The 11393-nt window shown below is 50.4% G+C and carries 14 protein-coding genes; 10 read left to right on the top strand and 4 right to left on the bottom strand.

Features of this window, described 5'->3' with window-relative positions; all coding sequences use genetic code 11:
• Positions 1 to 1248: calcium-binding protein (locus ASF60_RS24690; RefSeq protein ID WP_156634258.1), on the top strand; the 1248-nt coding region annotated here is incomplete at its 5' end.
• Between the two features lie 35 nt (positions 1249 to 1283).
• On the opposite strand, the gene ASF60_RS24685 is transcribed toward ASF60_RS24690, so the two are convergent.
• Positions 1284 to 1568 (bottom strand): hypothetical protein, encoded by a 285-nt coding sequence (locus ASF60_RS24685; protein ID WP_156634256.1) that lies wholly within the window; start codon positions 1566 to 1568, stop codon positions 1284 to 1286.
• A gap of 105 nt (positions 1569 to 1673) precedes the next feature.
• Positions 1674 to 2360, bottom strand: coding sequence for a recombinase family protein (locus ASF60_RS17930; RefSeq protein WP_056188159.1), 687 nt, complete (start codon positions 2358 to 2360; stop codon positions 1674 to 1676).
• Positions 2361 to 2520: 160 nt separating this feature from the next.
• Between ASF60_RS17930 and ASF60_RS23960 the strand changes: the two genes are divergently transcribed.
• The 3 genes from ASF60_RS23960 (at position 2521) to ASF60_RS17920 (ending at position 5555) form a co-directional block, all read left to right on the top strand.
• Complete coding sequence (locus ASF60_RS23960; protein ID WP_162241336.1) at positions 2521 to 2967, top strand: DUF4160 domain-containing protein; 447 nt, start codon at positions 2521 to 2523, stop codon at positions 2965 to 2967.
• A gap of 470 nt (positions 2968 to 3437) precedes the next feature.
• Positions 3438 to 4412, top strand: a complete 975-nt coding sequence (locus ASF60_RS17925; RefSeq protein WP_244478491.1) for a patatin-like phospholipase family protein — start codon at positions 3438 to 3440, stop codon at positions 4410 to 4412.
• Between the two features lie 9 nt (positions 4413 to 4421).
• On the top strand, positions 4422 to 5555 hold the full coding sequence (locus tag ASF60_RS17920; RefSeq protein ID WP_056188154.1) for a hypothetical protein: 1134 nt from the start codon (positions 4422 to 4424) through the stop codon (positions 5553 to 5555).
• On the opposite strand, the gene ASF60_RS23955 is transcribed toward ASF60_RS17920, so the two are convergent.
• Entirely contained in the window at positions 5543 to 6262 is a 720-nt protein-coding gene (locus tag ASF60_RS23955) for an HNH endonuclease (RefSeq protein ID WP_162241335.1), read from the bottom strand. The two genes, ASF60_RS17920 and ASF60_RS23955, sit on opposite strands and share 13 nt — an antisense overlap.
• A 383-nt stretch (positions 6263 to 6645) precedes the next feature.
• Here ASF60_RS23955 and ASF60_RS24680 point away from each other — a divergent pair, with 383 nt between their 5' ends.
• The 5 genes from ASF60_RS24680 (at position 6646) to ASF60_RS26275 (ending at position 10745) form a co-directional block, all read left to right on the top strand.
• Complete coding sequence (locus ASF60_RS24680; RefSeq protein WP_156634254.1) at positions 6646 to 7386, top strand: hypothetical protein; 741 nt, start codon at positions 6646 to 6648, stop codon at positions 7384 to 7386.
• Positions 7387 to 7482: 96 nt separating this feature from the next.
• On the top strand, positions 7483 to 8373 hold the full coding sequence (locus tag ASF60_RS23950; protein ID WP_162241334.1) for an HNH endonuclease: 891 nt from the start codon (positions 7483 to 7485) through the stop codon (positions 8371 to 8373).
• Between the two features lie 1011 nt (positions 8374 to 9384).
• The gene (parA, locus tag ASF60_RS17915; RefSeq protein ID WP_200940999.1) at positions 9385 to 10095 is read left to right on the top strand and encodes a ParA family partition ATPase; all 711 of its coding nucleotides are present in this window, start codon (positions 9385 to 9387) and stop codon (positions 10093 to 10095) included.
• Complete coding sequence (locus ASF60_RS17910) at positions 10043 to 10312, top strand: hypothetical protein (protein ID WP_200940998.1); 270 nt, start codon at positions 10043 to 10045, stop codon at positions 10310 to 10312. Before parA ends, ASF60_RS17910 begins: the two co-directional genes overlap by 53 nt.
• Positions 10313 to 10505: 193 nt before the next feature.
• A complete protein-coding gene (locus ASF60_RS26275; protein ID WP_443136777.1) occupies positions 10506 to 10745 on the top strand; it encodes a DUF6894 family protein in 240 nt (79 codons plus the stop codon).
• A 42-nt stretch (positions 10746 to 10787) separates the two neighbouring features.
• Here the strand turns inward: ASF60_RS26275 and ASF60_RS23945 are convergent, their stop codons facing one another.
• A complete protein-coding gene (locus ASF60_RS23945; protein WP_082508051.1) occupies positions 10788 to 10976 on the bottom strand; it encodes a recombinase-like helix-turn-helix domain-containing protein in 189 nt (62 codons plus the stop codon).
• A 150-nt stretch (positions 10977 to 11126) separates the two neighbouring features.
• On the opposite strand from ASF60_RS23945, the gene ASF60_RS25370 reads away from it, so the two are divergent.
• The coding region (locus tag ASF60_RS25370) for a hypothetical protein (RefSeq protein WP_210168783.1) at positions 11127 to 11393 on the top strand (267 nt) is incomplete at its 3' end.

The following is an 11393-nucleotide window of genomic DNA, read 5'->3' as shown; positions in this document are numbered from 1 at the left end:
GAGAAGCCTATATCTGATCCTATTTCGGGGGAAATCGGCGTCGATTATTATTATGTTGCAGACAGGCCAGGATACGATACGTTCTTTGTTCGTGATTGGCATGGCCCTGGCGGTATAATTTCTAACATTACTGTTTTGAATTACGATGGGTCCCTTCCAGAGCAGCATGCTCCTATTGCTCAGAACGACCATGTCGTCATACGGCAATTGGATGCTTTCACCATCAGTCCCACGACGCTCGGCACAAACGACTTTGATCAAGATGGCGATTTCGTAAGTATCAACGGCTTTCACTCTCTATCAACAAACTTATTTGTGGATGTTGTGTTGCCCGAAGGTCTCGCGTTTTATTCTGGTGTACCGAATGTAGAGGGTTGGATAGACTCTGGCTATTACGGTATTTCTAAGTTCGCATACAGTCTTGTCGATGGTTACGATAACGTCAGTAACGATGCTATTGTTACTCTTGAAATCATCGGTACACATAGCACAAGCGTCCAAAACATCATCGGCACAGAAGCAAACGAGACGTTTGACTTTACGCTGGCCGATCACTTCGTGGACATCAGTGCTCTCGGCGGGAACGACCTCGTGCGGGGCAGCATGTTTGCGGACACTCTCCGAGGCGGCGATGGCAGTGATCAGATCGGCGGCAAGGATGGTGACGATGCCATTTACGGCGGCGATGGTGATGACTCCTTGTGGGGCGATGTCGGTAACGATCTGATTGAGGGCGGTGCGGGCCTGAACTTTATCGACGGCGGTGCCGGCAACGATCTCCTCCGCGGTGGTGGCCTCAAAGACACCATTCTTGGCGGCATTGGCGACGATCAAATCGGCGGCAAAGGTGGCAATGACTGGATCGACGGTGGGGATGGCGTGGACGTCATCTACGGCGACGAGGGCAACGACCTCCTGTTCGGCGGCGCCGGGAACGACGCTCTGAACGGCGGTGCCGGCAACGACATCTTAGTTGGTGGTATGGGTGCCGATCGGATGCGTGGTGGCGCCGGCAATGACACCTACGTGCTGACCCGCGGTGAAATCCAAGGTGACCGCATCCTCGATTTCGACAATCCGGGTGCCCTTGCCGGCGACAAGCTCGATATCCGTGGTTACAGCGCGGACGCCACACTCGCCTATCTCGGGGGCGGAACATGGAAGATCGCGGATGGCGGCACCGCCGAGACCTTTTCAATCGATGGCGTAACAAGCCTTAGCCAGCAAGATTATTTCTTTGCTGTGTAGTCGGACGGGGGCAATGCCCCCGTTCACTGCCAGTCTTAACGTACGGCGTTGCGCTTTCGTTCTGCATCTAAGGCAGCGGCTAGTTGACGTGCCCGAGCAATTTGCTTTGCTAGACGATTCAGAATTTTGCGCGCAGGAACACCCTCAAACTCCAATTCTTCGATCCTCTCGGACAAAGAGCGGTCCAACCCTTTCAACGAATCAATTTCGCGCTGAGCTTCAATGCTGTCCGCATCTCGTTGGTGTTTTTTATCCAAATCAGCTTGCATCGCTGCACCTGATCGGCCCTTTGTGGGACGGTAGGCTTGGAATGGCTGCATTCCGTTTCCCGCATATCGTCCCATAACGGCCTCCTTGGTTGACGTGTTTAGATGGGACTGCGGTTGCGGAAATCACGTCCTAAGATTGCGGTGCTGATTGACGTTTCAGGTCGAAAGGCGTGCCAAAACCCTTTGTACCTGGGTGGCAGACCATGGCTTCCCGCGTGCCGTGTGAATGCCGCGATCGTTTAAGCCGGCCGCGATCTCGCGGAGGGATACCGCACCGGCGTCCCTTACTTCCGCAATGATGGGTGCAAAGTCGAGGGCCCGCGCATTAGCGTTTTTGATCCGCACGGCCTGGCCATTTGCGCACCCAACATCGCGATTTCTTAAATTGCCCGGGTTTCCGAGTTTCTGCCCACGCGCTTTCGCAGCGGCCAGGGCCTTTTTCGTTCTGTCGCTGATAAGCCCCGCCTCTAATTCGGCAACGCTGGCCATCTGGGTCAAAAGGAACCGACCAGTTGGGCCTTCGATCGCGGGCAAGTCACAAAATCTGACCTCGACACCGGCTTCCAGGAGTTTGGACAGGAAAGCGACGCTTCGCGTTAGGCGCGAGACGTTTGCGACAACGAGCGCCGCGCCCATGACCCGACACCGCGCGAGAGCCTTTGCCAATTCAGGGCGATTGGCGGCTTTGCCCGACTCCACCTCAATAAATTCCCCGACGAGGCTCCAAGAGCCGCCATTCAGGAAATCGCTGACCGTTTTCCGCTGGGCTTCGAGACCAAGCCCTGAGACGCCCTGGCGGGCCGTGCTGACCCGGTAATAAGCGACATACGATACATCAGCCACCGCACCACTCCCCCGCTCCCTGCGCTTGTAACGTTAACACAGACGAACGTTTAACTAAATGGTACAGGGCTTCCGGCCTCTTGATACCTACCCATGTCAAACTCTAAAATCGTGTAGTTTTCAGCCTCGTCACAGTCGATTTTTACCGAGGGATAGGAACATGGCCCGTATAGAGTTTCCTATTGAAGGTTACATTTTGGATGGCCTCAATGAGGCTTTTGCATTAGCCGACCCAGATATACGCGAAGATCTCGATAAACAATACAAAAAGTTATTATCCAAGGGTATTCGGCCGCGTTTAGTGGCGCGGATTGATGGGCTTTCAGTTAAAATGTGGGCAGATGAACACCCGCCGCCTCATTTTCATGTTGATTTTCAAGGTAATAGTGCAAGTTTTTCAATTGTTACGGGTGACCGGCTTGCCGGTGTCAGAGGATTAGAGAAATACGATAAACAAATTCGTTCTTGGTGGCAGTTAAACCGACCGGCGTTGATCGAAATCTGGAACACCACTCGACCTACAAATTGCCCAGTTGGGCCAATTGTTGACTCAAGTGGAGAAGACAAAAAACGTCGCCTATCTCTACTTAAACGACTGTCAAAGTGACGCTGACGTACAGCTTAAAGCCTCAACGTAGGCTATAATAAAATCTAAGGTCACAACTCAAAGTAGGTCACAAATTCTGTGGATCGTTCATCCAGAGTATAGTGGGTGCGGCAAGGCCGACCCGGCAAGTGGGGCTGGTTGTCCAGGCTCGCACTTTTCAGTACGCTCCCTTCGTTTGATAGAACGACCCATCCCATACTTAACGAACGGTGGCTCGAGCCACAAGGGTGCTTGCTAAGGGAATATCCCATTGAATGAACGATACGTGGGAATTTTGGATAACAGCAAGCTGGGGTCGTGTTCAGCACAGAGGGATTACGGCGGTGGAATTAGGACTGGCTACGCTGGCCTCACAAAAGCGTTGATACCGCATAATTATGGGCACCCTATATGCAACTTATTGCCGATATCGGCGTTCTCGATTTGTTTTTAAATAAAAAACAGGCTGTCTGCGCCAGAAAGTCTCTGTTGTGACCAATCCATCCCCAACTGTGGGTACGATAGCCAAGCTTACATTTGAGCCTGTGAGTGACAATTACTGTCGCGTCCTTAGCCTTGATGGTGGTGGAGCCAAGGGTTTTTATACTCTTGGCGTGCTACGCGAAATCGAGGCAATGTTAGATTGCCCGCTCTATAAACGCTTCGACTTGGTGTTCGGGACAAGCACTGGAGCGATTATCGCGGCACTGATTGCTTTAGGTTACGAGGTCGAACAAATTCATGCACTTTACAAAGAGCATGTTCCTCGGATTATGAAGGCTAAAACAGCAAGGGGAAAGTCCAACGCGTTACAAAAACTCGCACAGGACGTTTTTCAAGACAAAAAGTTTGGTGAATTTAAAACTGGCGTTGGAATTGTCACGACAAAATGGGTTATTGAACAGCCTATGATTTTCAAAGGCAGTGTAGTTCAAGCTCACGGCCGAACAGGAACTTTCGCGGACGGATTTGGGTGTACAATAGCTGATGCAGTTCAGGCATCATGTTCAGCATACCCCTTCTTCAAACGAAAGATTGTGACGACCGCTAACGGGGATCAAGTCGAGCTTATCGACGGTGGATATTGTGCAAATAATCCAACATTGTACGCCATTGCGGACGCTACCGTAGCAATGAAGGCTCTACGCGATAACGTTCGCGTCGTCAGTATTGGGGTCGGCGTCTACCCAGAGCCTAAACCAAGCTTATTATACTGGTTTGCAAAAAAGTTGGTGAGTGTTAAACTTTTGCAGAAGACCCTTGAAATCAATACACAGTCAATGGATCAGCTTCGCGTGATTATGTTCAAGGATATTCAAACCGTGCGCATCAGCGATGTGTTTGAAAAACCGGAGATGGCAACAGATTTGTTTGAGCATAATATGGCGAAGCTGAATATTCTCCGTCAGCGTGGAAGTGAGTCTTTTGCCTCCCGTGAGCCCTTGCTACGAAAATTTCTCTGTTAAGGTGATGTAATGGCTCAGGATATCAACGCACGTCTTAATCGGCTAAAAATTCGCCGACGAGGCATGGATCGGCTTGGACGCTTGAACGAAACAGCTAGAGCCGAAATCCTTAATGATAGTGTCACCGATGAAAGGTGGCAGAAGCGGGCCAACAATCAGCCGAATACTCGCTATGTTCTGGGTTCTATGCAGGAAGTTGGAACAGAATACACACGAATTAGCGTAGAAACAGCAGAGCGCGTTGGTAAACAACTAAAGAATGGACTTATGTCCGCTGGGTACTCAGTGGAATTTCGTTTACAGGGATCGGTTCCGCTGAATGTTCACATACGCGGCGTAAGCGATGTGGATTTGCTTAATCTAGAGGCTGGTTATCACACGTATGACCGCGGCGGCCTTAGAGACCTAATTGGAAGTTACACCAGTCCAGACGCAAGGAATTCAGTTTCTGTTCTTTGGCCTTTAAGGAAAAAGTCCGAGGAAATTCTCATTAGCAAATTTCCCGCCGCTACCGTTGATACTTCTGGAGGAAAAGCTATTGCGATTTCAGGAGGATCCTTAGCACGTCCTGTTGATGTTGTGCCTTCTCATTGGCATGACACGTTTAATTATCAACGCTCAGGAGACGAGCGTGACCGAGGCATTGTACTTCTTGATAAAAAGATTCCAGAGACGATTCAAAACCTATCCTTTTTGCACATCGATCGCGTTAATAAGCAGGATACCGCTTGTAACGGGGGCTTGAAAAAAGCGATTCGCCTTTGCAAAAACGTCAAGAACGATGCAGTGGAAGAGGGGAAAACCATTAAGTTTCCGAGTTTCGATATTGCAGCGACAATGTATCATGCAGATCGCTTGGCGCTTCAAGCAGGTCATATTTACGAGTTGGCAATTTTAGCGGAAACTCAGCGATTTCTTGATGAATTGTATCACGATCCAGTAAAAGCTAAGTCGTTATACGTTCCTGATGGATCAAAGAAGATTTTTGACTCCAATGAAAAGTACGATGGTTTGCGCACACTGTCTTGTGAAATGGACAAGTTGCTGAAAGAGGTTGCAAAAGAGCAAGGTACGCAGTTAACCGGTCAAGATGTTCTTATTTCACACGGTCGGGAACGCCTTCGGAAAGCCTATATTCTGTGAATTCCATTTGTATCGAGCATTCTGGTCTTAAGCTCAGAGACATCAATCATTGGACTAGTCCGATGGATTACACGATGGCAATTTGCGCAGAGGATAGCCAAGTCAGAGAGGAAAACCTCACGCGGGCCATCGGTTGAAGCTAGCTGGACGCGATGGTGAACCTCACAGGCACTTCGTCCAATCACGCCGTAGTGGGCTTCGAAATCGAATTCACATGCTTCGCATCTCAGATTTTCGCCTCGGTCGAGCACCTGCCGTATTTTCTTGTTTCGCAGTCCAGGTTTACGTTCCCTTCGGATATGAACCACTAGGCGTTTTTCGCCTTCTGAACCAAGCGAGGTGTCTCCGTCTTCCGGGTTCTCAATGATGGATGCCGATACAGGCGCTTGTTCGTATTCCTCTTGGTCATCACTCTTCCAATAAATCGTACGTATAGATCGACGACTTTCATTTGAAAAAACGATCTTCATCTGGCCGATTTCGATGTTATCCAGTCTTAAGTTGTGTATTTTGTTTTGTCCGCCATAATACAGGATAAGGATATTTTCTTTGACCGATATTCCACATCTCACCGTATATATGCCTTTTCGCGGCCCAATGATTTCATGCTCATCGCTTTGAACTACACCTTCGTCCACTAACCAATACAATGGTATTCTGTCGATATAACCTTTTGAGTCCGTTTTAAGCCAAAGTATTTCAAGCATAATTACTCCGTTGGATGACAGCGTTTGTCCGCTGCGGGCGCACGACCAACGCATTTTCTAAAACGGATTCCGTTTTTCGGCCCTGATCAAACACGTTTAACCATGGTTGACCCATCGGCGCGGAATCGGCCATCGTATGCTGTGGCGCTTTCCGAATTTCGGGGAGTCGCTGGGAGAAACTGAGACCTAGAAACACGAAAACCCGCCGGGTAAGGGCGGGTCTCATGTCCGGCAGGGCCGGGGAAAATCACATCTTGGCGGATTGATATTCCCTGAAAACCCGATGCCTCGTCAAGCGGAAAACGAGAGCTTTCCGCAAAGGCGGAGCTTTGCCGGAATGCGGCTTGATCCTTTTCGCGGGTGAAACCCCTGAAGGATAACCCGTGCTCGCACTCCAAATGCGCGCGCCTTTTGGCGTGCAAAATCCGATTTTTCCGGCTCTTAAATCCGGTCCTTTTTCAAAGCCCATTTTAAGGCGCCGCCAGCGGCCATTTCAGCCTCCCGCTAACGACGGACCGTATCGTCTGCCAAAAGCTGTCCAGGACTGCCTGAAGCGCGAACTAGCAGCCTTCCGGAATGCCGAGGCAGCATTTGCGCTTGCTGTTTTTCTCGCGCGGTATTGGACCGTTCCAAATCGCCTTGAATTTCCATTTCCGGTAGATCGGCGTGCGTTGGCCAACCATCAGGCGCTCGATTTGACGGAAGCCCAAATTCGCGGGGCTTTAAAAACCCTGGAACGGTTGGGATTTTTAAATCGGCCTATTCCGAAAAGCGGATCGCGATATCGGCCGACCCCTGAGGGCCTGAAAAGAAAAGCGGTCATTTTTGAATTTGGGACGGATTTTAAGGCCCTTTTTGAAGCCGCAAATCAGAAAGCCAAACGGACTCCTGACCGGAGACCACCGGGGGACCATCCCCAGAAATTCCGGTCCGTCCTGCCTTTAAGTCGGCTCGCCACTAACTCGCCCAAAAGCAATCCAGCTTTCGAAAGAAAGGTGCTTATGGGCGATTTAACCGGCTCGCTATCTGAGGAAGAAAATGCACTCGAAAAATCGCTTGCGCGCCTTGCAAACGCGATTGGTTTGCGACCGGAACCGTCTCATTTGGCAACGCCGCTTGTATGAACGCTTTCACTCTCGTGGGATGACTGTGTGAATCTGCACTGACCCCCTTTCGCTTCTAAGAACCGATCAGAGCTTTGCAAAATGCCAAGTTATTGGTTGACGTTTACGCCCCGCGGACCGCGCGCGCCCAAAGGCTGGCCAATTGGAGACCTTCAAAATCTGGTCAACCGCGTTGAAACAGACCCGAAAAATACAACCGAGTGGTGGCGTATCTCATCACGTAAAGCAGCGCGCATAGGCGACCGGGTCTACGTCTTCAAACAAGGGAAAAATCCCAGGGGTATTTTTGGCGTTGGGGTAATCGTTGGTGGTCCCGAAGTTCGCAGTACTCCAACTGACCCTTTAAAGTGTCCCCGCGCCGAAATACGGTTTGAGCGACTGGTTGACCCCACAAAGGAGTTTCTGCTCCCTCTTGAGGCGAATAAGGACATATTGTCCGATAACCTCGTTACTGCCCACGCTAGCGGAAATAGCGTTCCGGACGAGATCGCCAACGAATTGGAGAAACGACTTGCATCGTTGCCGGCACTGTCCAAAGTCGGTGCGACAGACGCCGAGCCTTTCGACCCCCGCACTTCGAGCGACGAGCGCGAAAAAATCCTACGTGAAATTCATGCTCGTCGGGGGCAACCGGAGTTTCGCTCAAAGCTCCTGGAAGCTTACGGCAGACGCTGCGCTATAAGCGGATGCACGGTAGAAGCGGTTCTAGAAGCCGCTCATTTGAGCCCTTACCAAGGCCTTCAGACCAATCACGTCACGAACGGGATATTGCTGCGCGCCGATATCCATACGCTTTACGACTACGGTTTGATCGCAATCGAACCCGACACGCGGACGATCATTGTGGCAGACGTTCTGACCAGTTCGGAATACGCGCGGATGGCCGGTACGCTCCTACGTGAGCCAGCGAACGTTGCTGATAGGCCAGGGATTGCCAACCTAAAGGCGTGTTACCAGCGATTTAGAGCCCTTCAAATGCCCGGCTGACGTATCCGCTAATGTTTGCTCAAAAGTATCATGCAATTGATGGATATAATTCATTGAAAATTGGGCTCACAGGCTCGGGCAAACACAAGGTCTTCACCGCTTCCAGGTCTCCAAGCATCTTTTGAAGCGTACCGGATTGCATTGTCTTTCTTCGGGCGGCATTGTTCGATGTATACATCATTTATTTGCGGATGGTATTTATTATGGGTGAGACGTTCCGCTAATTGGTCGGAATTACATCGTAAGGCGCTGTTTGGACCTGCATTGACGCATAGAAATACGTGAACATGCAGATACCCATTGGCTCCTCGATGAAAAAAACCGATTAGTACCCATCCAGGGTCCTTTGAACGCTTGCGCGTCCGTGTGTTACCTCTAAATGCGTTTGTGATCCATTGTTGAATGTAACTGTCGAATAGGTCCCTTGCTTTCGACCAAGCCTTTTCCTTTTGGGTAGCATTGGTTGAAAACAGGGGGTAAATTGCCTGTGAAACCGTGAACCTTAGGCGAGCAAACCCTATCCAATAGCCTTCAGCCTCTAGCTGGCTTAAATACCTGGATATTCCCCTTTGTTTCCTGTATCCTTGCAGTAATCTCTCGGTGTAATCGTCTTGCATTCATGCCTCCCGATGATTTCGAGTGTGCTGCTTCCATACATTCAAGCTCAAGACCTTGTTTCAAGCTTTTGCTGTAAATGACGTAATAAACATGTCTATACGCAATATTCCGGTGATGGCTGACCGACAAATCGGCATCCATGCTTTGGAATATGGCAGTTCAATGCCCGCTTCATTTCGGAACAAAATGAAGCATGGGGGCGACACGGGGAATTTGAGATTTACGGGGACAAATCAGACACTGAGTGTGTCCAAATTAACATACTTCCAATAGAACGTCAATTTATCCGAAATTCCAACTTGCCAACATTTTGACTTAGACTGTTTTAGCAAGCCTATTTACGTTGGCCGCACAACAGACCGTATCAGCGTTGTTCTGCTGGAATGTGGGTTTGTGCTTTTCCATAAAAGCGCTTACCCTCAAGGAATGATTGTTTCGTTCCTATGTCAAAAAGGCGGTGTCGGCAAAAGCACGCTGTCGATCAACGTGGCAGCGGCGCTGGCCCGTTCGAGCCGCGTGCTCCTCATTGATGCCGACGAACAAGGAAGCGCGGCCTCTTGGGCTTCCTTGCGTGAAGAAACACCGTTCCGCGTGATCGGTATGGCACGAGACAATATGGCTCGTGACGCCATCCAAATGGCCTCCGATTACACGCATACGGTAATCGATGGGCCGCCTCGGGCGCAAAAAATCGCTCGCGGCGTCATCATCGCGTCGGACATGGTGCTTGTACCCATTGAGCCTTCCGGTCTTTCGATGTGGGCTGCGTCTGAAACCGTTGCCCAAATCCAAGAGGCACAATCGATTAAGCCAAACCTAAAATGTGGGTTTGTGGTTTCCCGCAAAATCGGGCATACGGTGATTGGTCGAGAAATTCGTGACCTAGCAGCACGCGAAGGCTTCCCTATCCTGCAAGCCGAAATTCACCAGCGCGTGCCGTTCGCCGAAAGCCTGACCCTTGGTCAAACTATTTTCGAATATGCGCCGGATAGCGCGGCTTCGCGTGAAATCGAAGCTCTATTGACCGAAATCAAAGCGTGGATGACGCCAAATGGCAAAACCAAAATTCAGCGCAGCGCCAAGGCCTCCCGCGCTGACGGTTGAGCAAACCGCCTTCATCGATGCAGGTCGAGGAAAAGATAGAAGCTTTCTTGAGCCGCTTGCCGCGGGTGAGCCAACGCACCGGCTTTCCCTGGATGTGCCGAAACGAATTGCCAGTCGCTTTAAGGCCGCCTGCGCGCTGGCCGACACGAAAATGACGACCGAAATCCTGGCTTTCATCGTGAAACGTACGGCCGAACTCGAAAGCAAGAATGTGTGAATCAACAAACCCACATTTATGGGTGTATCAAGCCGCGGCTTAAACGTCACTCGGGGCCATTCTGAACCGTCCTATCGATATGTCGGGTACCCGACGCTAAAAACGGTTTTAACAAGAGTAATTGAGGCAAAAGGTTCGAGCGTTACTTATTCTCCAGGGGGAGGCGTTAGAAAATAACCTGGAGTCGGAGTTTATGCCAAAGTTATATTTTGATTTCGATCGCGACGGTTCTCGGTTTGTGGATCAGGAAGGGTTCGATCTCCCCGACTTGGAGGCAGGGCGAGACGAGGTTTTGCGAACCCTTGGTGAACTTTCCAAGAGTGCATTTCCAAAGAGCGACCACCAGGTGCTCGCTGCCTTTGTCCGAGATAAATCCGGGAACGTCGTCTACAGCGCACGGGTGACGGTTTCCGGCACATGGCACGAGCGCTAGCCCGCACGCGCAAGCGTCAGAGGGTGATCATAGGCTGTGTTTTTAAGCCGAAATGCGGGCCAAAACCCTTTGAATTTGAACGGCCGACCATGGCTTCCCGCGTGCCGTGTGAATGCCGCGATTGTTTAAGCCGGCCGCGATTTCGCGAAGGGATACAGCGCCGGCGTTTCGAACTTCCGCGATGATGGGTACGAGGTCGGCTGCTCGCGCATTAGCGTTTTTGATCCGCACGGCCTACGACGTGGTTTGCGGTAAGCTACCTAAAAGTCAGCGTTAAAAAGATTGTGTTATCAACCGACAAGTTGCATTTTGTCCGTTTGGTGGGAATCGATGTCAGTAGCCTTCCGAAAAAGCGACACAGAATAAATCAGGAGAGTTTCAATGGTCCTTTTTTCGGAGGAATACCTTGCATCGCCTTTACATAATAGCTTCAACAATCACGGTTCGCCTATATCAGTTTCCTTAGGAGTTGAGGCACGTCTAGGAACCAGCTTAGGCAGAAGTCATATTGATGGTTTGCAGTTATTCACTGGCATCGGACATATCATAGAGAAGCCTATATCTGATCCTATTTCGGGGGAAATCGGCGTCGATTATTATTATGTTGCAGACAGGCCAGGATACGATACGTTCTTTGTTCGTGATTGG

The organism is Methylobacterium sp. Leaf113, from assembly GCF_001423325.1.
GTDB lineage: Bacteria > Pseudomonadota > Alphaproteobacteria > Rhizobiales > Beijerinckiaceae > Methylobacterium.
The sequence above is the reverse complement of the archived record's forward strand: the minus strand, read 5'-3'. Positions and strand labels throughout refer to the sequence as shown.